Raw genomic sequence first — 24,155 nt, 5'->3', positions numbered from 1 at the left:
TTATTGCGCTTTTTTTAGATTATTGGGCTACTTCTGCTTTTTCCGCAGTCAACGTAATATTCGCAAACGTGTCTGCATCATACTCCTTGCCACGGGTAATATCGTAATTGGCTACCCGATTATTCACTGCCTCCAACGAGTAACGGAATAACGTCGGTACAATGGGTGCCTCCTCGCTCATATACGCCTGCCACTGATTGTATATATCTTTACGATAATTGTCGTCAAAGGCTTTCACAGACACCCCTTCCTGCAACAGCTTATCATTCTCTTCACTGGTAAAGCGCGAGTAGTTAAAGCTGGCTCCGCGTCCATACAGCCCACTAGGGTTTACATCTGTACCTGTACTCCATGCGCCGCCAAAAATATCAATGCCAGGGTCATCCTTCTGCACACGGTCATAGAAAGAATTGAACTCAAGCAGACGGCCGTCCACCAGCTCGACATGAAGCCCGACATCCTTCCAATTTTGCAAATAAAACTTCGCCAGCGATTCGGCTGTCGCATCCCCGCTCATTGCCGCATAATGTAGCACCAGTTCCTTGCCCTTAGGGTCCTCACGGTATCCATCTCCATTGGTGTCCACATACCCTGCCTCGTCCAGCAGCTTTTTTGCCTTGTCCGGATCATACGCAATGCCCTTCGCATTCACATCATGATATCCCTTAAAGGCGGGCGGGACCAAGGATGTCGCAGGAGTCCGAAGCCCATGATAGAGCTGCTTGCCAACCTGCTCGTTATTCAGCGCATAGCCGAGGGCCTGACGTAATGACTTGTTCGCCAGCTTGGCGTTCGGGTCCATGATATTTAGACTCTTGGCCTGATCGAATTTTCCCATTTTAAAGCCTACATAGCTATAAGATAATTCCTCCTGACCGAGAAACTGTACATTTTTCGGATTGCTGGCCTCATTGTAACGGGTGGTTGGATAGCTGGCCCAGTCGACTTCTCCACTTTTCAGCGCCTCGGTAATGACATTCGGGTTCACCACCTTCAGATGAAGGCCATCCAGCTTGGGTACACCGTGAAAATAATCCTCATTTTTGACAAATTCCACAGATTCACCTGTAACCATGGATTTAATTTTGAACGGCCCATAGCCAATCGGATTTTTACGGACAGGATCTGATCCGGCCATATCTTTCACGGGGATATTCTGAAACACCTTTTTCTCCAGGGGTGTAGACCAAAGTCCCGATTTCACCGAAGGATTAGGTTCCTTGAAATGAATGGTAACCTCTTTCTCATTGAGCACTTTGATGCCAGAAATGGTTTTGGCCTTACCCGAGTGATAATCTTCCATACCCACAATATTCGTCATAAAACTATCATAACGCGGACCTTCGTAGTCTTTATGACCGATCACTTCATAGGAAAAAGCATAGTCCTCCGCCGTTACGGGATTACCATCCGTCCAGTTCAGTTTGGGATCAATTTTCACAGTCACCGCCTTATTGTCTGGAGAAAAGGAAATCGTCGCCGCCCCTTTATTGTCAATATTCAGATTGGAGTCAATCGAAAACATAGAAGGATAAAAAAACTGGAAGACTTCAAAATCAGGATTGCCTTCATAAAATACAGGATTCAGAATGCCTTCAAAAGGGGTATCAGACACGAGTGCATAATTGATGATGCCACCCTTAATCGGGGCCTTATCGTTCTTGATCGCCTTCGCCAGCGCTGTCGCATTCACCTGTTTGCTGTCGGACCCTGAGCCGCCTGTACCGTCAGACGATTTCCCTCCATTTGAAGCGGAAGGCGAACCGCTGCATGCCGCCAATGAAAGTACCAAAATTGCAGCTAGAACAGGCAGAATCCCTTTTTTCCAGTGTTTAACCATTGTAAATCCCTCCTTGTCATTGTCCTTATCCTTGAACTTCGGTTAACCCAATCGTTGTCTGGCATCCGTGGCGCGTTTGAGCGCCTGGCCAATAAAGTTAATCGCCAGCATTAACACCAAAATAAGCAGTGAGGCAGGTAACCACATCCACCAGCTATTCTGCAAAACATCCGGGTCATTGGCATAACTCACCAGTGTACCCAAGCTTGGCGTAGATTCCGGTAAGCCAAAGCCGAGATAAGAAAGCCCGGTCTCAATCCCGATATTTCCCGCGAGACTGAGGGTCAGATTGACGATCACGACCGAGCTAAGATTGGGCAGCACGCCAAACCAGATGATTTTCCAATTGGGTGTGCCAAGGGTTTTGGAAGCCTGCACATAATCCAGTTCGCGCTCCGACAACACTTTGGCCCGGATCAGGCGTGCTTTTCCAATCCATAAAAAGGCAGTCATGATAAAAATAAAGGACCCTATGCCGCTTTTGGGTACAATGCTGACAAATACGATAACCAGCATCAAGAATGGAAGCACCAGGATAAAATCAATGATTCGCATGATGATGTTATCGACCATTCCCCCATAAAAACCAGCCAGTAAACCTAATGTTAAGCCAATAGCGGCGGATAACAATGTAATCGTAAAGCCAATAGTGAAGGAATTGCGGGCTCCAATGACCAGTTGGCCGAAAATATCTCTGCCCGCTCGATCTGTCCCCAGCCAATGCACTGAGCCTGGAGCTTCACGAATCGCGCCCAAATCGACCGTCGTGACTACATCCTGATTTACAAACAGGACAGAGGCATATATAAAGATCAAGAACAGAATCACAAAGCCAATGGAAACCAAGGCCATTTTGTCACGCACCAGCTCACGACGCAGTACAGACCAACTGGATGGTGATTTATGAATGATTTCCGGCGTGAAGACCTCCTCCACCTGTATAGACACCATAATCCCTCCCTTTCTCTAGACTTGTTCGCTATTCAATTCGAATGCGGGGATCGACCTTGCTCAGGATGACATCAGATAAAAGGGTCCCTAATAGTGCCAAGAAGCCAGAAATCATGACCAGCGCGTTCACGACTGAAAAGTCCCGTTGAGTGATGGACTGAAGAAATAATTGGCCCAACCCCGGATAACCGAAAATAGATTCAAGAAAAATGTTGCCTGCAATGACTCCCGTCAGGTCATAGCCCAAAAAGGCAGCAATCGGCAATAGAGAGTTTTTGAAAATATGGCGGGAATAAATTTTACCTTCGGGCACCCCTTTGGAACGCGCTGTTTTCACAAAATCCTTCAGTCTTGTGTCAATGACCTCATTGCGCAAATACTGAATCGTAGCCGTTGTACTGAGCAATGCGCCTGTAACCGCCGGTAAAATGAGATGATACGACTTGTTCACGTAATATGACCATGCCCCCGGCTCCACACCTACATCCACACTGCCGCTGGTTGGAAACCAGCCGAGCCTGAAGCCGAATACATACAGCAGCAGCAACGCGAGTATAAATAGAGGTGTCGCAAAGCTGAGATAGGTATAGCCCACTACGGTTTTGTCCAGCAGACTATGCTGATAACGACCGCTGAGTACGCCGAGCGGGATGGCGATCAGATACGTCAGAACCAGAATGACTACGCCCAGAAAGAACGTGTTCCCCAGACGGCTGCCAATCAGATCGGTAACGCTAATTTTATGTACATAAGATTTGCCCAGATCCCCGTGAGCAAGCTGGACGAGCCAGTTCCCATACTGCATCCACACCGGGTCATTCAGTCCCAGTCTTTGTCGCTGCTCTTCCAGTGCGGCCGGATTCAGATTGGGTGTCGAAGTAATAAGTCCTGTCAGGGCATCCCCCGGCATAGCTTTAGCCAGGAAAAATATAAGCACGCTCAGTGCAAAAAGTTGAGGGATCATAACCAGTAGCCGACGCAGTGTAAATTTCCACATTTCTGTACCCCCCTTATGGTAGTGCGACTTGATGGGATGGACTTACTGATTTTAGTGCAAACGGTTTTCCACTCGCGTCTAGATGTTTGGGTAGCTCTGTTTTGTAGGAGGATAAAAGCATTCGCCTTTTTCGAGCATTTTCCAGCCGTTTTGTAGGATCAATATTGGGAATGGTTGCAATGAGGCGCTGGGTATACAGATGCTGTGGACGCTCATAAATATCTTGCTCGCTCCCCTGCTCCACTAGACGGCCCCGATACATAATACCGATTTGGTCGCACATATGGCGGATAATACCTAAATCATGGCTGATGAACAAATACGTCAAATTAAATTCCTGCTGCACATCCTTCATAAAATTAAGCACCTGTGCCTGCACGGAAACGTCCAGTGCTGACACTGGCTCATCAGCAATGATCAGCTTGGGGTTTAATGTCAGCGCACGCGCGATCCCGATCCGCTGTCGTTGCCCCCCGGAAAATTCATGCGGATATTTATAGGCTGCATCGGCGTTCAAGCCGACCTTTTCCAGCAACGTCTGTACTTTTCTCCGTTCTTCCTCACTACTCAGCCTTTCAAAATTTCGCAGCGGTTCAGCAATGACATCCAATACGCGCTTACGCGGGTTAAGCGAAGAGTATGGGTCCTGAAAAATCATCTGAATATCTCTACGCAATGGATGACGATTGTTACTACTTAGAGCTGCAAGGTCCTTTCCTTTAAACAAAATCCGTCCGCTCGTCAGCTTATTTAGACCGATGATCGTCCTGCCTGTCGTCGTTTTCCCACAGCCAGATTCCCCCACCAGCCCGTAGGTCTGGCCTGCCTCAATGCTGATCGACACGCCATCCACTGCTTTCACCTGATCGATAACACGCTGGAAGAAACCACCGCGCACCGGATAGTGCACCCTCAAATCATTTAACTCCAGTAGTGCCATGAGCAGCCTCCCCCTTTGCCTCGTCTTCAAAATGAAAATGCTGATAACATGTACAACGGACCCAATGTCCAAGGGAAATTTCATTTAATTGGGGATGGTCTTCATGCACCCTCTGCTGAATCCAGGGAATACGTGGAGCAAAGCGGCAGCTATTGCGGGGGATATCTTGTAATGAGGGAACAATGCCGCCGATGACATGCAGTGATTCCCCCTTGGTATGCGATCCCGGCATGGAAGCAAGCAAAGAACGCGTATACGGATGCTGTGGATGCCTGAATAATTCAAAAACATCAGCGCTCTCCACGATTTCTCCGGCATACATGACCACCACGCGGTCGGCTACTTCTGCCACAACACCAAGATCGTGCGTAATCAGGATAATACCGCTCCCAGTCTCCTGTTGAAGTTGTTTGAGCAAGTCGAGAATTTGCGATTGGATCGTTACATCGAGCGCAGTCGTCGGCTCATCTGCAATAATAAGAGAAGGTCGGCAAGCTATGGCAATCGCGATCATCACACGCTGCCGCATCCCTCCTGACAGTTCATGCGGATACTGATCATACACACGCACTGGATTCGGTATATCTACACTTTCCAGCAGCTCCAGCACACGTTCCCTTTTTTGCTTCGTAGATAGTGACGTATGATAATCGAGATTTTCCTCAATCTGCTTGCCAATGCTCATCAACGGGTTGAGTGCTGTCAACGGGTCCTGAAAGATCATGCCAATTCCCGCTCCGCGGATTTTATTCATTTGCCCTGAGGAAAGACGGTTCAAGTCCGTTCCTTTAAAAAAGACCTCCCCCTCTACACGCGTGCGTTCCATGTCATGCAGTTGCGGGATCGAAAGCGCTAACGCGCTTTTGCCACAGCCGGATTCTCCGACTACAGCCAGCACTTCATTGGGGTTGACCGTCAGATCCAGATGGTCGACTGCGGGGTGATATTGATCCTGGATGCGAAAAGATACGGATAATCCTTTAATTTCCAACACAGGTTCGGTATTCAATGCGCGCTTCCTCCATTCTCCATGGTCTTGTCCCGCTTATTCTCACCATGTTTGATGTTTAAAACCTCTCATGAACATTACATACCGTTTTTGTCGGAATAATTTGAATACATCCTATCACCAGTATATGGATATATCAATTAAGATTATGCTATCAACATCATTTAAAAAATCAATGATCCAGCAATAGTGCGGCCTTTCTGGCACAAAATGTAATGAAATAACCAACCACAGGTTAATTTTCATCACAAAAAAAGTCGCCTGATCCCTCAGCAGGGATCAAACGACTAACTAACCCAAGCTCACATTGAGCTCCTGACAATATAATTTACGAAGCCGCTCCATAGGAGCCAGACTTGAATGTTCTAGGATCGTACCATTTGTAGCCTGCTGCCGGAGCAGACCAAGGCTCAGGCTGTGGTTCCGTGGACGCCGCAGGCTCTTCAAACGGCAGCAGCTTCGTCGGTTGATCCAGCGTTAAACCTGCCACATCGGATAATTTCGTATAGTCCTGCTTCCACGCAAGCCATTGAACCGTTTGCACTAGGAAGGTGGCATCGTCTACTTCCTTAAAACCATCATATGTCTTTTTCGACTGTCCGTTTTCCTCACGCGCATATTTCGGAGTAGCATCTTCTACAGGGGAAGAATCACCGATAAATGCTGCCTTGCCTTGACCCACCTTGGAGATCGCAGCATAAGGACCTTCCGCACGGCCTCCGCCGTTATAGACTCCTTGGTCTACTGCATTGCCCCATTTTTTTGTACCTGTCGGGATATAGGCAATTCCTTTGGCTTTGGTAGGATCAATAATAGCCAGCGTAGATCCCGCATGCATGGCAATCGAGCGTACACCCTTGGTAATGCCGAAGGATTGATCTGCGGCTACGATGTCCGTAGCATTTACATCGCCAAGCGCATTGTAACGGAAACGAACACCAAAGTTGTTTGCCAGCCAATCAGAGCTAGTTAGCCCTTGCATCGCCGGCGATGCAGCTTCTTCTGCAGTCATGCCTTTGGCCGGATTAGTATAGGCTCCACGACGGTAGCCATTCATAACCTCGGAGGAATCCCAACGGTTTTTGTTACGGTCGGCATTATAATGGTCGGAGATGAAGAAGACACTTCCCCCGTTATTCACATATTGCAGCAGGGCAGCCTGCTCGGATGCCTTAAAGGCCACATTCGCTTCACCGATGATGAACACATCATATTGGCGCAGCTTATCATAGGTTATGGCCTGTTCTCCATAAGTAAAAGGAATAGGGCGGTTCAATTGATCCACAGTAAAGCCTACATTACGTAATCCATTGGCAAAGTCGGAGAAGGCGCCTTCAATGACCCAATCTGCTGCACCAGCCGTCTGTGCGTGCGTATTATCGAACAGCACCTTTTTGCCTTTTCCATCCGGCAGTGTAGTACCGGGTTGACCCGGGTTGCCAGGTTCAGGTTCGCCAGGTTCACCTGGTTCCCCCGGCTCGCTTCCACTCACCAGTTCCACAGCGCTTGGACTTTTTACTCCACCAAAATTATTGTAGGCACCAAGCGTACCTGTCACGCGAATTTTGCTGCCGACCAGTCCAGGATGACCTGTTAACCCAAATTGCCCTCTGTACGCAGATGTCAGCTGCACATCCAATAGATTAGACGTGCTACGTTCATTGGCCTGGTCGGCAATCAGTACGTTAAAATCATTCGCAAACGGAGAAGAAAAGTTAGCCGTTTTCGATCCGGTAGCATGTCCGACGATATAACCTTCTACCGTCACCGTACCTCCACTGCTTTGGCCCTGAAGTGCTTCGGCTACTGTCAATGCTCCCTCTGCCTTGACCTGACCGAACGGAACGAAGATCCCGATCAGCAGTGATGCGATCGCTGCTAGATGCAGCATCCCTTTTAAGCGTGAACCTGTGAACCGCAAGCCTTTTACCATACGTCAATATCCCTCCTATGATTTCCATAAATGTACTTGTCCTCTATCAGATTAGCCGCCAATCTTCTAATTCCTTCCTGATTTCATCCATAATTATGTAAACTTTAATCTTTTTTATTGGAAATGCACCTGTTTATGTAAAAATTAAACCCTGTGATTGACACCGAGCACGTCATACATTACGCTAAGAAAGACATGTAGAACGGTATACGCGAATGAAGATGACGGGAGAGTCTGTCCAGGGGGCTTACACTCTGGCGGCACCGAAGGAGCAAGACGCCAGCACCCGGCTGGCGGATAATCTCTCAGGTCCATGTATCGTCATCTGACGCAACTCTGGAGAGAGCGCAAGCCACCCAAGGGGTAAGGCGGTAAGAACACCGCACGAAACTCTCAGGTAACGAGGACAGAGATAAGGGAAACTTCCTTATCCTGTCCTTTTTTGTGCTCACATTGTGCGTCAGCATTAGGAACCGTCATAACCGCGCAAAGACGCGGAAATACCATATAGTATGGTATTAGAACATACAGGGGGCCACACCATGCGTTTCAAAGATGTATTTTCTATTATCGGCCCGGCCATGACCGGACCTTCCAGTTCACACACCGCAGGCGCGGTGCGACTCGCACGCGTTGCCCGGCACTGGCTCGGGGCGCAGCCTGACCGTGCCCGTATGACACTGTACGGCTCCTTTGCCGATACGTATAAAGGACACGGTACGGATCTGGCGCTCATCGCAGGACTGCTTAATTACGATACGGACGATCACCGGATTCCAGATGCCGAGCAATGGGCCGAGCAAGCCGGGATGACCGTGGAATTCGCCGTCAATGGACTCCCCGCTCCTCATCCGAACACCGTCCGTTTCGAGTTGTGGAAGGGCGAGGATCAGCGCACACTGCTGGGCTCCTCCATCGGCGGCGGCAGCATCCATGTCCAGCAACTCAACGAATTCCGGGTCAATCTGACCGGGGAGCTGCCTACGCTGGTGCTTCTCCACTCGGATAAGCCCGGTACATTGGGCGCAATAACTTCAGCGCTGGGCGCGGCCCACATTAACATTGCCTATATGCACGTAGATCGCAAAGGCCGGGATGGTGAAGCACTCACCGCCATTGAAACGGACAGTTCTGCTCCAGCTGAACTGATTGCGGAACTGCGTTCTTTACCTCATATGTATGAAATTAAGATGATTAATTTGAAAAAAGGAGCTGAATCCGATGCGGTTTAGCCATCTGCATGAGATCAGCGCTTTATGCGCTGAAGAATCCACCACGATTGGCCGCTTGATGATTCAAGAGCAGGTACAAGAAACGAATACAACGGAGGAAGAAATCTTTCGCCAAATGTCTGATTATTATGAAGTCATGAAGGAGGCCGTTCATCGTGGTCAGACACAAGACACCGTATCCCGCAGTGGATTAACGGGCGGTGATGGCAAGCGTCTGGCCGAGTATCTGCGGGCAGGGGAAACCTGCTCCGGCGACGCCTCTGCACTCGCCATGGCTTATGCGCTATCCGTGTCGGAGGTTAATGCATCCATGGGGCGTATTGTGGCTACGCCCACTGCTGGCTCTTGTGGAGTCATCCCCGGTGTGTTCATTAGTGCGCAGGAGCGGTTCGGCTGGGATGATGAGCATATGGTGCACGGCTTGTTCGCAGCCGGAGCCATTGGCTACGTCATCGCCAACAATTCCTTCATTTCCGGCGCGGAGGGAGGCTGTCAGGCTGAGATTGGCTCAGCCATCGGGATGGCCGCTGGCGCGATGGTGGAGCTACGCGGTGGCACACCTGAGCAGGCCGTTCACGCCGTAGGCCTAGCGCTCAAGAACACGCTCGGTCTGATTTGCGACCCCGTCGCCGGCCTCGTCGAGATTCCATGCATCGTGCGCAACGGGCTGGGAGCCGTGACCGCACTTGCCGCAGCGGATATGGCTTTGGCGGGTGTACGCAGCGCCATTCCGTCTGACGAAGTCATTGACGTAATGCTTGAAGTCGGCAGCGCAATGCCATCAAAGCACCGCGAGACCGCCAAAGGCGGCTTGGCCCAGACACCCACTGGCAAGCGTTTGACCGAATCACTGACACGCAACACATCAATCAAGAAGAATAAGTCGTAATTTCTAAGCTTTAAACCAATTACTTTTCCTCTATAAAACAAGGCGACTACCTCTCCCCTACATTGTCCTAGGGAAAGAGAATTCGCCCTTATAAAGAAAAGAGCAAGCATATCGTCGCTGGACGTATGCTTGCTCTTTTTCTTTTTAGTCGGGTTACAGATTACTGAACGGTTACCTGTATCTTCGTCATTTTACCTGCATATTTCACAGTAATTACTGCTTTACCCTTGCCCTGTGCCTTAATGTTACCGTCTTTGACGGTCGCCACAATAATTCTGGACGAGGACCAGACAGCCGGTTTGGAAACATCCTTCTCCGACTCATCCTTATACGTGGCTGTAGCCGTAACCTTAGCCAGCTGTCCTGCCTTCAAATTCAAGGCGACTTCGTCTGTTTGCAAATATTTAAGCGTATCAACATCTACAGGTACGCTGATGATCTTCCCGCCGAACTTCGCCTGAATGTTAGCTTTACCGTAGCTGACCGCGGTAACCTGACCCTTTTTAACAGTGGCTACCTTATAATTGGACGTTTTCCATTCAGCTTGGGTTGTAACATCCTTTTCTTTACCATCGCTCGATTTAACCACAATCGCGATGGTTTTTTGATCTCCAGATTTGAGCGATAGCGCGATTGCATCCGCTTCAATCTTTTGCGCTACGTCCACTTCTACCGTAAACGTAATGTTTTGCTTGCCATATGAAGCAGTCACAGTTGCCTTACCACTACCATTCGCTTTGATCAAACCTTCGCTAACTTCAACCACTTTTACATTGCTAGTTGTCCAGGTGGCATCCTTGGTTACATCTGTTTTTGTACCACCACTCTTAACTCCTGTTACTTTCAGCTGCTTCGTTTCCTGAGCACCAAGCGCAATTACACGCGAGTCTGTTTCCAGACGGTCTACAAGGCCCACTTGTACGTTAATTGTTAGTTTTTTGCCATTATAGGTCGCTGTAATAACCGCTTTACCAGCAGATTTACCCGTAATCGTTCCTTTGGACACAGAGGCAATATCTTCCGCGCTTGAAGCCCATTCTGCATCCTGTGTTACATCTTCCTTACGCCCATCCGCATAAGTAGCCGTCAAAGTTGCAGTATAGTCCTCATTAATATCAATTGTTGCCGTTTTGGAGGACAGAGACAGATCCCCGGGTACATTTACGGATACCGTAGCTGTAGCTGTTTTGCCGCCATAAGAAGCGGTGATGGTAGCCTCACCTGTTTTATAACCTGTGACTTCCCCCGCGCTGACAAAAGCGATATCTTCATTGCTGGACTTCCACTCTGCCTTACTTGTGATATCTTCTTCCGTACCTGTTACGTACGTTGCGGTCAGCTTGAGCTTTTTGGATTCCTTGGCATTCAAGCTCAGCTTGTCCTCGCTCAAATCCAGAAATCTAGAGGTTTCGACATCTGTCTTGATCGAAACGGTCTTATCTCCATACTTAGCGGTCACCGTTGCCGAACCCGCACCGATGGCCATAATCGTTCCTTTATTCACCGTTGCAATTTTTTCATCGCTTGATGCCCAAGTAGCTTTATCCGTGATATCCGTTACTGTTCCATCCGGGTAAACAGCAGAAACCTGTATTTTTTTAGATTCATCCAAACGGAGAAAAATATTGGATTCGCTGGCTTTCAGCTTATTCGTTTGATCGACATCCACCGAAATCGTAGCGGACATCGTGCCATATTTACCTGTAATTGTCGCCTTTCCCGCGCTATAGCCGGTAATGGTGCCTTTCAGTACATCCGCCACAGCTGCATTGCTGGAGCTCCACTCAGCGGACTCTGTCACGTCCTGTACCGATCCATCCGGGAACGTCGCTGAAAGTTTAACCTTCTCAGTATCCTTCAGCAAAAGAGAAACCTCTGATGAACTGACATCAAGACGTTTAACTTGCTCTACCTGTACAGCAATGGTTACGGTCTGCTGACCATATACGGCCTTAATATTGGCTGTACCTGCTCCCTGAGCGGTAACCAAACCGTTAACTACAGTTGCAATCTTTTGATTATCCGAGGTCCAAGTAGCATCACCCGAAACCTGAGCTGTTGTATTATCACTGTATGTCGCTGTCAAATCAACCTGTCCTGTACCGCTTGAACGCAAGTTCAGGCTTTGTACACTAGATGTCAGCGCCTTAACCTTTTTCGTTACATGTACCTGAACCGATTGTACCTTATCTTTATAGGTCGCAACCACGGTGGCTTCCCCTTCAGCCTTGGCCGAAACTGTACCATTATACACAGTAGCAATAGCTGTGTTATCACTTTTCCAATCCGTGCTTACGGTTACATTTGAGGTTGTCCCATCACTAAAAACAGCCGTAGCCGTCAATGCAGCTGTATCCCCCTGTTGCAAAGTTACCTCGTTAGACGAAAGGACAATCTTGGAAAGCACTGCTTCTGCTGCAGATGCAAACCCTGCATATGATGTAAAACTTGAAATCAGGATGACCAACGCCAGAAAACCGGACCATCTATTCTTCAAAATCTAATTCCCTCCCATTTCAAAACTTAAATTAAGGATTTCGCAAAATCCTTATACCTACGTTTTATGTCGTCATATGGAAAAGAATAGTTTAGGCTTCAAGGGAAATTTGGTCCTTATTAACTAGATCATTTCTGATAAAGATTTAGACATTACAATTTGTGTATCTTCAGGGCCATAGTGAAGAGTTTTCACAACAGATCCACAATCCCGCATTTATAAACAGCTATAAGCTGCCGCGCGAACTCTCAAATGATGGTACTCTTCCATATTGGGATCGAGCTGATGCATATATACGACGGAGAATTGTTCGCTCGGATCTATAGAAACCCAGGTGCCTGCCATTCCCGTCCAGCCAAATTCTCCAATCGAGCTGTTTGCATGCCCAACCGCTTTATCCATTAACGTGCGCACACCAAGTCCATAGCCATAACCTGTATGGTATGAATTGGTGAAATCCGATAGTTGAGCTGTATTCAGATGATTGGTGCGCATTAAATCAATGGTTTTTCTCCCCAATAAGTTCACACCGTTTACCGTGCCGCCATTTGACATCATTTGTGCAAATGTGAGGTAATCTTTGACTGTCGAATATAAACCTGCGCCTCCGCCTTCATATATAGCATCTGGCTGATGATATTCATCCAGGAAACCCTCCATTTTTTCAAGTTTTCCGGCGTCTTTCCGTTGATACATGGAGGCCATCCGCGATTCAATATCTCCACGATAACGGTAACCTGTATTGTTCATTCCAAGTGGATCAAAGATTTCATCCTTTAAAAATTGTCCTACTGATTTACCTGAAATCACTTCAATAAGGCCTGCAACAAAATCATGTCCATATCCGTATAACCAGCGTGTTCCGGGCTCAAACGCAAGTGGAACTTCAGAAAGCGCTTCAATTTCTGTGCGTAGGTCATATTTCCCCTGCTTTTCCTTTAATCCTGCAATGGCCTTCTGCATAGCTTTTCCTGTTTCTGAAGAATCGGAAGCGTAAGGAAGACCCATACTCATATTGAATATATGCTTAATTAAAATGGGATTCTCTGCCTTATCCACGTAGGTGTATCCGTTAGGAGCGGTTTTGAATACATGCGCATTACGATATTCGGGAAAATATTCATACAAGGGTTCATTCAACAAAAATTGCCCACGTTCGTACAGCATAAGTGCAGCCGCACAGACAACAACCTTTGTCATGGAAAACAAGCGATACACTGTATCCTCAGTGATTGGCTTTCCGGCTTCCAGATCAGCATATCCATGATACCCTTCATACAACACTTCACCATTCTGGGCAATGGCACAACCGCAACCTGCCGGCCCATTTACTATAAATTGTTGCAATAGCTGATCTACCTTGTCAAAACGAGACATATTCATCCCTCCTATTTTTCCTTCAAAAGAAACAAGCTTCCCCTCGCGCTCTAATTCTTGTTCCAACAAGTTCAGCGTGATTTCTTGTAAGCGCTTATTCCCTCGCATTTATTTTAACGGTAAACTTGGTAAATACATAGATTATTTATCATAATCAGATGGCTTTACATTAACAGCTCAGCCACCGTTTCCTTCCAGCGATGAATCACCGATTCCGGTTCCTTGAGACGAACCGTGACACCTGTCAAAATATCCGCATATTGGGCCGAATCCTCTCTGGCTGCAAAAACATGAGCCGCAAATCGCTCACGTACATGCTTGGCTCCGGGCAAAGCAGGCAGATGTTCCAGTGACAACCGCACATAATGCGCCTTCCCCCCGGTAAACACCGCAAGCGTCGCCTTCCCAGTGCGGATCATGTTGCCCGTCGTGGTTGTACCCGGCCATAGGGCCAGACGCAAATTCCCCTCGTCCAGCGCTACAACTTCGCCCACACTAATCATCGCTATGTGCGGCCACTGATCTTCCGTGACCGTCAGCAGCATCATGGCTTCATGCTGCTTGTTCTCCAATGCCTTGCCGTCCAGTAGCGTGAACAGTTCCTTACCGATCCTTGGTGTCTGCATGAAGTATAATCCCCTTTACTTTTGGCCTATAACTTCAAAGTACCATAATTTACGGCTACTTACGAACGACCCTATAACCGCTCTGGAATAGGAGGAACATGAGCAGCATTCGGAATATCTTTGGGGTTTACCTTGAACGCCGATTTATACTTTGCTGGATCCGTAATGCTATCCGGTTCTGAGGTTCGCCATGTGAACAGGCATACAGGGCACAACAAAACCTCCCAGGCATCTTTAACCGGCGAATGGGAAACAACTTCTGAACGATTGGACTCACAACGGGGACAAATATGCATCTGTCAGCACTCCTTTAATCTTTCTTTGTTTTTTAAAAATATTTAGCGAAGCATTTGGCTCAACTTTTTCTCCCATTCCGCTACACCCAGCGGGGAATCGAGCGGCTGCGAGTAATGGCCTCTAATATCCGGTGCTACAGGTGTCGTCGCATCCAGTATCATTTTGTGCGTCATACCTGCCGGATCAGAGCCGGGGTCAAGCGGTAAAATAGACAAGCCAGGAACAATGACAGCATCATGCTTTGGATGAAGCTTGGTGGATAAAGCCCACATGACTTGCGGCAGATTGAACGGATCGACCCCCTCGTCCACCACAATCACCAGCTTGCAATACCCCAATCCATGCGGAGTCGTTAACGCACGCATTCCCACAGCCTTCGCAAAGCCGCCATACCGGGTTTTCGTGGAAATAATAGCAACCAGCCCATGCGTATACATAGCATTAACGGCTACGATTTCATTAGGAAAAGCATCCTTAAGCTGCTGAAACAACGGTACACTTGTATTCACACCGATCATATAATCCGTTTCCGTCCAAGGCATCCCGATGTACAGATGCTCAAAGATAGGCTGTTTGCGGTGATATACACGATTAATCTGGATGACTGGCATCGCGCGACCGCCGGAATAGTGACCTGTGAATTCACCGAATGGACCTTCATACTCACGTTCACCTGCCAACACTTCGCCCTCCAAAATGACCTCGGCTCCCCAAGGCAGATCCAGATCTGCGTCCTTCGCTTTGACCACACGATAAGGCTCACCCTGAATGGCCCCAGCCATCTCATATTCGGATTGATCGTACAGCAGCGGTGTAGAAGCAGCCGTTGTAATCACAGGCTCACATCCGAGGGCAATAGCCACCTTCAGATTTTCGCCGCGTTCCTCAGCCTGACGGATATGGATCGCAATATCATGCTGTGGTACAGGCTGGATGCCCAAACGGTTCTTGCCTTTCACCTGCATCCGGTACAAGCCGACATTTTGCTTACCGTAGGTGTCCGGGTCATCCAGATCGCGTGAAACTAAAATCGCTTTGTCCAGATAAAATCCTCCGTCCCCCTGGTTCAAACGAAACAACGGCAAAATATCAAACAAATTAATATCCTCTGTAATCTCGACTTCATGAAAAGGAGCGGTTTCTTCCCGCTTCACGGGCACCGGAAATTGTTCATAGCGTCTGGCGAATTCAAAAAACTGCTCCTTCAGCGGCGTATTTTTTGGCATTCCCATCATAAGGGCATGATTGGGCCAGGAGCCCATCACATTCATTGCAATACGAGCATCCGTATATCCATAGATATTATTGAAAAAGAGAGCAGGTGTCTTATCTCCAAGATTGCTTAATGCTTTGTTAGCTGCCGCCAGGTCTGGCTCCGGCTTTACCTCGTCGCTGATCGTGAGTAGTTGTCCCTCCTTTTCCAAGGTGTTTAGAAAATCGCGAAAGTCTTTATAAGCCATCATTCATTCTCCTTCGTCTTTCGATTTCTCAATTCTGGTGCAGTCTGGAGTCAGTTTGCTTCATTCCATCCCATCGTTTGGCTGCGGTTGTGACGATACCGAACTGATCTAATACGCGAAAAACAATATGATCTACCAATTCCTCGATACTTGCAGGATGATTATAAAAGGCAGGCATCGGCGGCAGGATCATCACGCCCATACGTGACAGCTCCAGCATATTTTCCAGATGGATACTGCTTAATGGTGTTTCCCTGGTCATGAGCAGTAGCTTCTTTCGCTCCTTCAGCATCACATCCGCTGATCGGGTGAGCAGGTTGTCCGCCATACCGATACGAATAGAGGCAAGAGTCTTCATGCTGCAAGGAGCGACGACCATACCGTCTACCCGAAAGGAGCCGCTGGAAATACGCGCAGCCTGATCCTTATACGAGTAGACTGCATCCGCCATTGCCTCCACTTCCTTCACCGTATAGCCTGTCTCATAGGGAATGTTCGCGATAGCCCACGGGGATAGTACCAGATGGCTTTGAACTCCAGCCTCTCGTAATTGTTGCAATATACGGATACCAAAGATCGACCCTGTCGCTCCCGATATTCCTACAATCATTTTTTTCATATGTCCCCTCCTTCCACTCCATCGTTTTATGTTCACCCATGCATTACTGTCAAAAATTATACGCCTGTTCCCTGCACACGAAAAATATATATAATATATGTAATACATACTTTAAAAGTATCCTAATTGAAGCGTTGTTTAGAAATAAGGAGGAATCCCAATGGATATGAAGCATCTGCATTACTTTTGTGTCATCGTGGAGGATGGGCAAATCACCAAGGCTGCCAGAACGCTCAACATGGCCCAGCCTCCACTGAGTCAACAACTCAAAAATATGGAGGACGAGCTTGGCGTAAAGCTGATTTACCGTGAAGGAAAGAAGTGGGAAGTTACCGAGGCCGGGTATACACTGTATACACGCGCCAAACGATTATTGGCTGAAATGGAGGACACCTGTAGAGAAATTGGGGAGTTTGAAAACAAAGTAACCGGCACACTTGCTATAGGCACGTCATCCGCCTGTATGTCTCTGATTACTGAACAACTCAGCCGCTTTCATCAGGATTATCCAGAGGTATACATTAAAATAGGACACGGAGACACACATCATCTGGAAGAGCTGCTGCACCAAAATAAAGTGGATCTGGCCCTGTTGCTGCTTCCGGTAGATGACAAATCGTACCATTCAATTGAGTTGGAGGGCGTTTCCTTTGTTGCCGTACTTCCGTCTGAATGGGCAGATCGTCATCCCAGTGGGGAAATTACGTTACAAGAAGCTGCCAACTATGACCTCTTGCTGGGACGCCGAACAGAGGGACACGGACTATACGAAACCGTCATACGCAAATTTCAGGAACACCATCTTGTTCCGCGCGTCGTATTGGACTGTCCTGAAATATCGACCATTCTCTCGCTCGTTTCCACAGGCATGGGAATTACCATCATTCCAGACGCTGGCTTGGGACAAGAATACGGGGACAGATTTCGCACACTCTCCATTAAGGAGCCGTTCCCCTTCACACGGCCTGCCGTCGTATGGCGCAAGGATCGTTATTTATCCAATGCAGCTCGCAAATTGGTTGAACTGCTACAAGCTGAAAACACAAAAAAGACTGTTCCCGAGTAGATGCTCTACCGCTCTACTCCTGAAACAGTCTGATGCTGGATAAACTTCCTTCATTCGGTCGTTGATATCGCCTTACTTGACTCCCTGATGTCGATACTCGGTTGGAGTCATTCCACATTTGCGCCGGAATACCTGTGTAAAATGCCGCATATCCTGATAGCCGATCCGCTCTGAAATATCAGCCAGCCGCAAATGAGGATCACTGAGCAACCGCTTCGCCTCCTCCATACGCAAGGAAATGACGTAATCCTTATAGCCTTGTCCCGTCTTTTGCTTAAATAACTGGCTAAAATACACCGGATTTAAAAATACAATTGAGGCCACTTTTTCAAGTGACAGCTCCTCTGTAAAGTGAGCCCGAATGTATTGCAACGCCACATCTACCGTATGCATGCCTTTGCGGAGACATTCTCCTGTATCCGTTGCTGCGGCTGCAATCTCCTCTGGCGTACGTCTTAGCCGCGCCACCTCTTCAGGTATGGAAGCAAAATTGTGATGAACACCCGAACGTGTAATTTGTAGGGGCACCTTCACATAACGCTTCAAATGGGATTCGAGCAACGTCTCTAGCCGTGCGGCCTCTGCCTCACTCCTTAGCCTTGCAATGCCCAGCAGACTATGGCGGTCTAGACTAACGACAAAGCCGCTGCCCCCTGCCTCAACGAGTTCGGACAGTACATTTTCAATCATAAAATGCTCCAGATGTGTCTGCTTGTGATCAGGTTCCATACGAACCATGAAGAGATGGAATTCCGGATAATTTTCGACAAAAGGCTGTATATCCAGCTTACCTGTATCCAGTCCAAGGGCATAGCGTTGGAAAACGGCTTCACGCAAATAAACCATATTGGATTTGAGAAGCCTACCCTCGTTCGCCTGCTGCGAGGCCACAAGTGCCTCGGCTGCCAACATTTCAATGCATTCCAGCAGCTTTCTTTTACCAATCGGCTTTAACAGGTAGTCTTTGGCACCCAGCTTTACTGCTCTTTGTGCATAATGGAAGTCGGAATGGGCCGAAATGACAACCCACTGCAGATGAGGATGCTTTCGCTTAGAAATACGCATGAATTCCAGACCATCCATGCCAGGCATCAGGATATCAGTTAATACAATATCTACAGGATGCTCCGCCAGAATGCCTGCTGCTTCCTCGGTGGAAGCAGCGAGATGAATGCCGCAGGTGGGTAGAGCTTGGCCAATGGTACGCCGAATCCCCTGCCGTATCATACTTTCATCGTCAGCTATCAGAATATTCATGTTTCTCCTCCTTCTGTGGCAGAGGCACACTTACAGTGGCTGTTGTTCCGGCCCCAGGTGCGCTAGAGATCCGTAGGCCGTATTCTTCTCCGAACATGTGCCGTAGCCGTAAATTTAGGTTTTGCAGGCCGATGCCTCCCGCCTGCCCGCTGCCCGCCTGTTTGCCGGGTTCTGCCAAAGCGACCTGGACCACCTCCCATCGTTCGTACTCCATCCCTGCACCGTTGTCGATGATGTGCAGGCTCAATACACCCTCATATTCCTCCGCTCTGACGAGCAGCTTGCCACCTGTATTCGCATGAAGAGGCTCCAGTCCGTGCTTCACCGCATTTTCAATCAAGGGCTGTAAGGTCATTTTTGGCAAGCGGATATCCATCCATCGTTCATTAATGCTAATGTCTACAGATACCCTGCCCTCCAGCCGAGCTTGAATAATGGTGAGATAGTGGCCAACCTGCTCCACTTCTTCACGAAGGCTTACATCAGCCCCCTCTTCCCAATAACTACTGTAACGGAACATATGGGATAAGGAGAGAATCACCTCTCCGAGCTGATCCTGTCCCTCTTCGTCCAGCATCCAATAGATCATATCCAGCGTATTATACAGAAAATGTGGATTGACCTGCGTCTGTAGCGCGTGTAGCTCCGCATTTTTTTCACTGACCGATGATATACGCACCAGTTCGATTAGCTCTGCAATTCGTCTTACCATATGGTTAAAGGAAGTAGCTAACTGATTGATTTCTTCATAGGATTTGGTGTTTACCGTATGGCGGAAATTCCCTGTCTCTACTCGCTTCATCTCCCGAATGACTCGCTTGAGCGGAAGGGAAATGCTTCTGGAGACGATGGACGCAATTAACGCCGACACAATAATAAGTATAGGTGCCACGATAAATAGGTACCTTTGATTTTGCACCAGCTCCACGTTCAGATCCTCACTAGGTGTCACACTAATCACAGACCAGTCGGCAAACGGCAACTTGGAAGCGATTACAACATTCTCATTACTTCGATTTACAATAACTTCCCCCTCTGGCACCTGCTGCTCTAGATTTCGCAAATCCGGTGGCGGATCAGGGGAAGTGGCCGACACAATTCGATTTTCATGACCCAACAGATATACCTGACTATTGGTACCTAACCGCAAATTGTGGAGAGCCGACAAAACAGAACCCGGCTCAGCCTCAAACAGGACAATACCAATCGGCTTGTGCTCATCCAAATCATAGAGCTGCCGTCCAAACGCAAACACGGGTCTGGTTTCCACCTGATCAATGACAGAGTGAGGATACACGCCCAGCCATGCAATTTTTCCCGCCGACTTTCGAATTTCCTTATACCATTCCGTCTGTTCGTAATGAGTATCAATGACATTCATATAATTGCCATAGTTATATACCTTGCCTGTGTCTGTGATGACATGGATGCCAATCAGATCTTCACGCGAATAATAGATAGCCCCCAGAATATTCGTAATCGTACGTTCGTTGATGTAATTGACAGCAGGTAAATCACTATTATCCGTCGTCAACAGACGAACCAAATCCATATTGTTGCTGATTGATTTGGAGAGACTATTATAGCTGCCGAGCAGCAATTCGAACAGTCCTGCCGTCTGGGATACATTTTTACGCGCCAGCTCGCTGACCTTATCATGGAACTGTACTGTAGTACGGTTGTAAAATAATAGACTGACCGCCAGCACAATGCCCGACATGCTTAATAGGAAGAGAACAAACAAGCGGTATTGAATGGATTGAAAACGGCGCATCATACCTCTCTGCGCTCCTTTCGCATCGGCCGCCTATCCTTTAACCGCTCCCGCAACCATACCCTTGGTGATATTTTCGGACAGAACAAAATAAATAATAATGACCGGTAAGGCACCCATGACTAGAAAAGCACCAATATTACCGTAGTTCACAGAATACTGGCTGACGAACGTATATACGCCAAAAGGGAGAGTTTTGAGCTTCTCGGACGAGATAAAGGTGGCAGCCATAATGTATTCATTCCAGATATTAATGAAAGTTAAAATACATACCGTCATGGTAGGCGGAATCGAGATGGGTAAGATTACACTGCGGAAAATACGATAAATGCTCGCTCCGTCAATGTAAGCGGACTCTTCAATTTCGTGGGGAATGGACCGCATAAAGCCGGATAGGATGAAGACCGCAATCGGTGTCTGAAAAGCAATGTAGGGTAAAATCAGTGAGAAATACGTATTCAGAATATGGACATTTTTAAACATCACCATCAGCGGCAGCAGTGTAGCTTGCATCGGGATCATCATCCCGATCAGAAACATGGTCAGCACAACAGCCCCGAAGCGCCAACGAAAACGTGTAATCGCATAAGCAGTCATCGAGCTTAATAAAATGACGAAAAGCATCGTAACCCCGGTTACCAGCACACTGTTTCCTAAATAACGCAAGTAGCTCCCTGATTCATAGGCTTCCTGATAGTTGTGCCACTGAGGCACTTGAGGGAGTGCAAAGAAGCTTGAGCTCAATATCTCTTCATTTGTCTTCAACGAATAGGTCAGAAGCCAAAAGAGTGGATACAGCTGCGTGACCATTAAGATTGCCAATAAGGAAAAGACTCCCGTTTTTTTCAAGGCATTCAACAGTTCCATCTCCTTTAGCTTACCTTATTTTCGATTCGTTTGAAAACAAAATTTATCACAATTGTAAATGACAAGCAAATCACTACGAGAATTGAAGCCAATGCACTGCCATATCCGTATTTCATCGATAAAAAGGACATATTGTACATATACGTAGATACTGTATCCGTCGCATGGGCTGGTCCTCCCCCCGTCATCACCCAAATCAAATCAAACGATTGCAGGGAGCCGATAAATGCTAATACAATTGATATCTTGAAAATAGGTACAATGAGCGGCAGCGTAATATAGCGGTCTGCTTTGAATCCTTCAGCTCCATCAATTTTGGCTGCTTCGTATAGCTCATTCGGTATATTTTGTACCCCGGTAAACTGGATAAGCAAATGATAGCCAAAATACTGCCATAACGATACAAAATAGAGGGCGTACATCGCGATCTGCGGTTCCGTCAGCCATGAGCGTGTCCAGCTTTCCAGCCCAATCGCCAGCAAAATACCGTTCAGCATTCCACCCATCGAGGCTGGATTATAGATCGTCTTCCACAGCTGCCCGATAATGACCACCGACAGAATAACCGGCAGAAAATACATCGTTACCAGCGTATTGGCCTTACGCACATAGCGATTAAGCAAGATCGCCAGCAGCAGACAAAACGGAATTTCCAGCATGGAAAACACAGCGAACATCATAGTCCGTTTCACGGATGGCCAGAACACTGAATCTGATGTGAAAATCCGCTCAAAATTAGCCAGCCCCACAAACTTTGCCTTGGCGATTCCGTTCCAATCCAGCAATCCGCAATATACCGACACCAAAATTGGAACAAATACCATACAGGTATACAACAACAGGCAGGGTAGCACGAAAACGGCAATGGTACGTGCTGGCACCTTCAGTACATTCATGCTCTAATCTCCTTTATGTTGATTCTGAACATCTTCTGAGGATGTACAACCTACATGATTTCCAATCAGGGAAGAAGCATTCCGCCCCCTCCCTAGTGCCTGCTACTTCGGGATTTTGCAAAATTCCATTCCAGTCACTCCAAAGTGCAATATCTAGATGAACTAGGCCATTTCGATCTATATACTGTTCATCGGAAGTCGCTTACTGGATTTTTGTAAAATCCTCACTTATTTATTCGCTTCAAAAGTGTTTTGATGTTCCTTAGCAACTTGTGCGGAGTCTTCTTTTTGTACGAACAGGTTTTGAATGCTACTCAGATGCGCCTGCGCAATAGCCGGATTCATCGTATTATCAAAGGCGAGATCGCCCCCTTTTACATTCTTGAACAGCTCATTAAGACTAATTGCTAACTCGGAGTAGCCCGCTTCCTTCAGATCACCTTTCATTTTCTGACCGCTGCCAATCGCATTTTTCAGATCAAACTGAATTTTGGGCATCTCCTTAATAAAATAGTGCAGAAAATCCTTCGTCTCCTGTAAATGTTCACTGTTCGCAGATACCGCAAATGCGCTGCCCGGCGCAATTACATACTCATTCACATCACCCTTGCCATTCACCGTAGGGAATTGAAACGCTCCTACCTTACCCGCTACCGAAGAAGCATCAATTGACCCCGTTTCCCACGTACCCATGATATACATCGCGGCTTTTCCTGTTTTAAAAATATTACCACCTGCATTGTAATCAATAGACGTAGCTCCATCCGGGAAAGCTCCTGCCTGCACCAATTCCTGAAATGCATCCACCGCTTCCACAAAAGCCGGGTCGTTAAACGTCTTTTTGCCGTCCAGTACATCATTGAGAAAATTCGGTCCTTCATTCGTACGCAACAAAATGTTCATAAAAAGGAGGGACCCCGTCCATGAATCCTTTTCCCCAATGGCAATCGGAGTAATTCCCTTCGCCTTCAGCGTTTTGACCGTCGTAATCAGCTCGTCAAAGGTGGTCGGCAACTTCTGGATTCCCGCCTGCTTGAACAGTTCCTTATTGTAAAACACCACTTCTATATTGTTGCCGTCCGGAAAAGCGTAGAGCTTATCGTCGAAGCTATAGTAATTAAGAAGTCCATTCTGGAACGTATCTTTTAACCCCTCTTTATCAGCCACATCGTTTAATGGAGCTAGCAGCCCGGCATCTACGAATGGCTTCATCTGTGCAGCAGGGTTTACAATCGTGATATCAGGCACTTCCTTCGCCGCTGCCTGTGTTTTCAGCTTAAGCTTTTGTTGATCTGTATTTAGCGAATCCAATTCAATTTTGACATGAGGATGATCCTGCTCGTATTGACCTACAATTTGCTTAATCATTTTGTACGAAGGGGTGCTCGGATCAGGATTGATGTTCTGAAAGGTAATCGTAACATCTTTCGTTGCGGTGCCTTTGCTCGGTTCTCCTGAATTTCCCGGACTTGCGCTTTGTCCGTTATTACAAGCTGCCAGCGTCAATGCCAAGGCGCTCGCCATCATAATAGCAAACGCTTTCATTTTTGTTCTGCTCATGGTCTTTTTCCTCCTCTTGTTGAAGCATTGCGCAATTTGCCCTCCTTATTGGTGGACACTCAATGCCC

Annotated in this window: 20 protein-coding genes and 1 riboswitch; of the genes, 3 read left to right on the top strand and 17 right to left on the bottom strand. The window is 47.6% G+C overall.

Annotated elements, in window-relative coordinates; genetic code table 11:
* Positions 1-19: 19 nt before the first annotated feature.
* From opp4A to MLD56_RS01915, 6 genes are all read right to left on the bottom strand, one after another.
* Positions 20-1,840 carry an oligopeptide ABC transporter substrate-binding protein gene (gene opp4A, locus MLD56_RS01940; protein ID WP_029514669.1) on the bottom strand — a complete coding sequence of 607 codons (1,821 nt, stop codon included), beginning with the start codon at positions 1,838-1,840 and terminating at the stop codon, positions 20-22.
* Positions 1,841-1,882: 42 nt separating this feature from the next.
* The gene (locus MLD56_RS01935; RefSeq protein ID WP_029514668.1) at positions 1,883-2,791 is read right to left on the bottom strand and encodes an ABC transporter permease; all 909 of its coding nucleotides are present in this window, start codon (positions 2,789-2,791) and stop codon (positions 1,883-1,885) included.
* Between the two features lie 28 nt (positions 2,792-2,819).
* Complete coding sequence (gene opp4B / locus MLD56_RS01930) at positions 2,820-3,788, bottom strand: oligopeptide ABC transporter permease (protein ID WP_029514667.1); 969 nt, start codon at positions 3,786-3,788, stop codon at positions 2,820-2,822.
* Positions 3,789-3,801: 13 nt separating this feature from the next.
* Complete coding sequence (locus tag MLD56_RS01925; RefSeq protein ID WP_029514666.1) at positions 3,802-4,728, bottom strand: ABC transporter ATP-binding protein; 927 nt, start codon at positions 4,726-4,728, stop codon at positions 3,802-3,804.
* Positions 4,706-5,737 carry an ABC transporter ATP-binding protein gene (locus MLD56_RS01920; RefSeq protein ID WP_029514665.1) on the bottom strand — a complete coding sequence of 344 codons (1,032 nt, stop codon included), beginning with the start codon at positions 5,735-5,737 and terminating at the stop codon, positions 4,706-4,708. The genes MLD56_RS01925 and MLD56_RS01920 overlap by 23 nt, the downstream gene beginning before the upstream one ends.
* A 328-nt stretch (positions 5,738-6,065) precedes the next feature.
* A complete protein-coding gene (locus tag MLD56_RS01915) occupies positions 6,066-7,670 on the bottom strand; it encodes a DUF6359 domain-containing protein (RefSeq protein ID WP_029514664.1) in 1,605 nt (534 codons plus the stop codon).
* A gap of 215 nt (positions 7,671-7,885) precedes the next feature.
* A riboswitch (glycine riboswitch) is annotated at positions 7,886-8,001 on the top strand.
* Positions 8,002-8,212: 211 nt separating this feature from the next.
* Between MLD56_RS01915 and sdaAB the strand changes: the two genes are divergently transcribed.
* Positions 8,213-8,902, top strand: coding sequence for an L-serine ammonia-lyase, iron-sulfur-dependent subunit beta (gene sdaAB, locus MLD56_RS01910; RefSeq protein WP_029514663.1), 690 nt, complete (start codon positions 8,213-8,215; stop codon positions 8,900-8,902).
* Positions 8,892-9,791 (top strand): L-serine ammonia-lyase, iron-sulfur-dependent, subunit alpha, encoded by a 900-nt coding sequence (sdaAA, locus tag MLD56_RS01905; RefSeq protein WP_029514662.1) that lies wholly within the window; start codon positions 8,892-8,894, stop codon positions 9,789-9,791. The genes sdaAB and sdaAA overlap by 11 nt, the downstream gene beginning before the upstream one ends.
* A 160-nt stretch (positions 9,792-9,951) precedes the next feature.
* On the opposite strand, the gene MLD56_RS01900 is transcribed toward sdaAA, so the two are convergent.
* From MLD56_RS01900 to MLD56_RS01875, 6 genes are all read right to left on the bottom strand, one after another.
* Entirely contained in the window at positions 9,952-12,288 is a 2,337-nt protein-coding gene (locus MLD56_RS01900) for an Ig-like domain-containing protein (protein ID WP_029514661.1), read from the bottom strand.
* Positions 12,289-12,504: 216 nt separating this feature from the next.
* A complete protein-coding gene (locus MLD56_RS01895; RefSeq protein WP_029514660.1) occupies positions 12,505-13,665 on the bottom strand; it encodes a serine hydrolase domain-containing protein in 1,161 nt (386 codons plus the stop codon).
* A 164-nt stretch (positions 13,666-13,829) separates the two neighbouring features.
* Positions 13,830-14,291 (bottom strand): hypothetical protein, encoded by a 462-nt coding sequence (locus MLD56_RS01890; RefSeq protein ID WP_029514659.1) that lies wholly within the window; start codon positions 14,289-14,291, stop codon positions 13,830-13,832.
* Positions 14,292-14,362: 71 nt separating this feature from the next.
* Entirely contained in the window at positions 14,363-14,587 is a 225-nt protein-coding gene (locus MLD56_RS01885; protein ID WP_029514658.1) for a non-oxidative hydroxyarylic acid decarboxylases subunit D, read from the bottom strand.
* 42 nt (positions 14,588-14,629) lie between these two features.
* Entirely contained in the window at positions 14,630-16,048 is a 1,419-nt protein-coding gene (locus MLD56_RS01880) for a non-oxidative hydroxyarylic acid decarboxylases subunit C (protein WP_029514657.1), read from the bottom strand.
* A gap of 28 nt (positions 16,049-16,076) precedes the next feature.
* Positions 16,077-16,667, bottom strand: a complete 591-nt coding sequence (locus tag MLD56_RS01875) for a flavin prenyltransferase UbiX (protein ID WP_029514656.1) — start codon at positions 16,665-16,667, stop codon at positions 16,077-16,079.
* Between the two features lie 160 nt (positions 16,668-16,827).
* Here MLD56_RS01875 and MLD56_RS01870 point away from each other — a divergent pair, with 160 nt between their 5' ends.
* Positions 16,828-17,733, top strand: coding sequence for a LysR family transcriptional regulator (locus tag MLD56_RS01870; protein ID WP_029514655.1), 906 nt, complete (start codon positions 16,828-16,830; stop codon positions 17,731-17,733).
* A gap of 72 nt (positions 17,734-17,805) precedes the next feature.
* Here the strand turns inward: MLD56_RS01870 and MLD56_RS01865 are convergent, their stop codons facing one another.
* The 5 genes from MLD56_RS01865 to MLD56_RS01845 all read right to left on the bottom strand — a co-directional run bounded on the left by MLD56_RS01865 (position 17,806) and on the right by MLD56_RS01845 (position 24,087).
* Positions 17,806-18,990, bottom strand: a complete 1,185-nt coding sequence (locus MLD56_RS01865) for a response regulator (protein ID WP_029514654.1) — start codon at positions 18,988-18,990, stop codon at positions 17,806-17,808.
* Entirely contained in the window at positions 18,971-20,767 is a 1,797-nt protein-coding gene (locus tag MLD56_RS01860; protein WP_029514653.1) for a cache domain-containing sensor histidine kinase, read from the bottom strand. The genes MLD56_RS01865 and MLD56_RS01860 overlap by 20 nt, the downstream gene beginning before the upstream one ends.
* A gap of 30 nt (positions 20,768-20,797) precedes the next feature.
* Complete coding sequence (locus MLD56_RS01855; protein WP_413466309.1) at positions 20,798-21,631, bottom strand: carbohydrate ABC transporter permease; 834 nt, start codon at positions 21,629-21,631, stop codon at positions 20,798-20,800.
* Between the two features lie 5 nt (positions 21,632-21,636).
* Positions 21,637-22,527 carry a carbohydrate ABC transporter permease gene (locus MLD56_RS01850; protein ID WP_029514651.1) on the bottom strand — a complete coding sequence of 297 codons (891 nt, stop codon included), beginning with the start codon at positions 22,525-22,527 and terminating at the stop codon, positions 21,637-21,639.
* Between the two features lie 228 nt (positions 22,528-22,755).
* Entirely contained in the window at positions 22,756-24,087 is a 1,332-nt protein-coding gene (locus MLD56_RS01845; RefSeq protein ID WP_029514650.1) for an extracellular solute-binding protein, read from the bottom strand.
* Between the last annotated feature and the right edge of the window lie 68 nt (positions 24,088-24,155).

This window comes from Paenibacillus peoriae (genome assembly GCF_022531965.1).
Classification (GTDB): Bacteria; Bacillota; Bacilli; order Paenibacillales; family Paenibacillaceae; genus Paenibacillus; species Paenibacillus polymyxa_D.
The sequence above is the reverse complement of the archived record's forward strand: the minus strand, read 5'-3'. Positions and strand labels throughout refer to the sequence as shown.

What these genes read in the sequence shown, in the direction of transcription:
- MLD56_RS01860 (WP_029514653.1), bottom strand. Translation starts at nt 20,767, where the DNA reads ATGATGCGCCGTTTTCAATCCATTCAATACCGCTTGTTTGTTCTCTTC.
- MLD56_RS01880 (WP_029514657.1), bottom strand. Translation starts at nt 16,048, where the DNA reads ATGGCTTATAAAGACTTTCGCGATTTTCTAAACACCTTGGAAAAGGAG.
- MLD56_RS01890 (WP_029514659.1), bottom strand. Translation starts at nt 14,291, where the DNA reads ATGCAGACACCAAGGATCGGTAAGGAACTGTTCACGCTACTGGACGGC.
- sdaAA (WP_029514662.1), top strand. Translation starts at nt 8,892, where the DNA reads ATGCGGTTTAGCCATCTGCATGAGATCAGCGCTTTATGCGCTGAAGAA.
- MLD56_RS01875 (WP_029514656.1), bottom strand. Translation starts at nt 16,667, where the DNA reads ATGAAAAAAATGATTGTAGGAATATCGGGAGCGACAGGGTCGATCTTT.
- sdaAB (WP_029514663.1), top strand. Translation starts at nt 8,213, where the DNA reads ATGCGTTTCAAAGATGTATTTTCTATTATCGGCCCGGCCATGACCGGA.
- MLD56_RS01845 (WP_029514650.1), bottom strand. Translation starts at nt 24,087, where the DNA reads ATGAGCAGAACAAAAATGAAAGCGTTTGCTATTATGATGGCGAGCGCC.
- opp4B (WP_029514667.1), bottom strand. Translation starts at nt 3,788, where the DNA reads ATGTGGAAATTTACACTGCGTCGGCTACTGGTTATGATCCCTCAACTT.
- MLD56_RS01870 (WP_029514655.1), top strand. Translation starts at nt 16,828, where the DNA reads ATGGATATGAAGCATCTGCATTACTTTTGTGTCATCGTGGAGGATGGG.
- MLD56_RS01855 (WP_413466309.1), bottom strand. Translation starts at nt 21,631, where the DNA reads ATGGAACTGTTGAATGCCTTGAAAAAAACGGGAGTCTTTTCCTTATTG.
- MLD56_RS01895 (WP_029514660.1), bottom strand. Translation starts at nt 13,665, where the DNA reads ATGTCTCGTTTTGACAAGGTAGATCAGCTATTGCAACAATTTATAGTA.
- MLD56_RS01885 (WP_029514658.1), bottom strand. Translation starts at nt 14,587, where the DNA reads ATGCATATTTGTCCCCGTTGTGAGTCCAATCGTTCAGAAGTTGTTTCC.
- MLD56_RS01925 (WP_029514666.1), bottom strand. Translation starts at nt 4,728, where the DNA reads ATGGCACTACTGGAGTTAAATGATTTGAGGGTGCACTATCCGGTGCGC.
- MLD56_RS01865 (WP_029514654.1), bottom strand. Translation starts at nt 18,990, where the DNA reads ATGAATATTCTGATAGCTGACGATGAAAGTATGATACGGCAGGGGATT.
- MLD56_RS01850 (WP_029514651.1), bottom strand. Translation starts at nt 22,527, where the DNA reads ATGAATGTACTGAAGGTGCCAGCACGTACCATTGCCGTTTTCGTGCTA.
- MLD56_RS01915 (WP_029514664.1), bottom strand. Translation starts at nt 7,670, where the DNA reads ATGGTAAAAGGCTTGCGGTTCACAGGTTCACGCTTAAAAGGGATGCTG.
- MLD56_RS01935 (WP_029514668.1), bottom strand. Translation starts at nt 2,791, where the DNA reads ATGGTGTCTATACAGGTGGAGGAGGTCTTCACGCCGGAAATCATTCAT.
- opp4A (WP_029514669.1), bottom strand. Translation starts at nt 1,840, where the DNA reads ATGGTTAAACACTGGAAAAAAGGGATTCTGCCTGTTCTAGCTGCAATT.